Source organism: Blautia sp. CAG:257, assembly GCF_000433815.1.
GTDB lineage: Bacteria > Bacillota > Clostridia > Lachnospirales > Lachnospiraceae > Blautia_A > Blautia_A caecimuris.
This window is the reverse complement of the sequence record NZ_HF999085.1, coordinates 91921-92325: the sequence shown is the minus strand read 5'-3', so window position 1 is coordinate 92325 and position 405 is coordinate 91921. Positions and strand designations below refer to the sequence as shown.

Below are 405 nucleotides of genomic sequence, written 5' to 3'. Positions count from 1 at the left end.
GGGAAGATGCCACAGAGGAGGAAATCCGAAAAGAGACAAGGCGAGCCTGTGAAGAGTATGGAAACCTGAAAGGCTACTGGCCGGGGATCACTTACGGCGGACCGGGAACGATTTATCCTCATGTAGAAGAAATTGTGATCGATGAGATCAACCGATATAATGAAGAACGATTTGGAGTTTCTGTTTCATAAAAAATGTCCCGGAGATGTACTGCCGGGTACTGCAGATAAAAATATCAGCATCAGGAAATGGAGGAGAGAATATGACTGCAAAAGAAATTTTTCTGGAAACAATTAAAAAGGACGGAAAACCGGAACGGCTTTTAAAACAGTATGAGGGACTTGGATTTTATCCTCCCAATCCGGCATCCACTTATATCCGGGGAAATCGCCACCGTGGTATGGA

General features: G+C 44.4%; 1 pseudogene. It reads left to right on the top strand.

Annotated features, from left to right (window positions below):
• Positions 1-191 (top strand): annotated as a pseudogene (locus QVP40_RS10600) (uroporphyrinogen decarboxylase family protein); the annotation flags it as partial.
• Between the last annotated feature and the right edge of the window lie 214 nt (positions 192-405).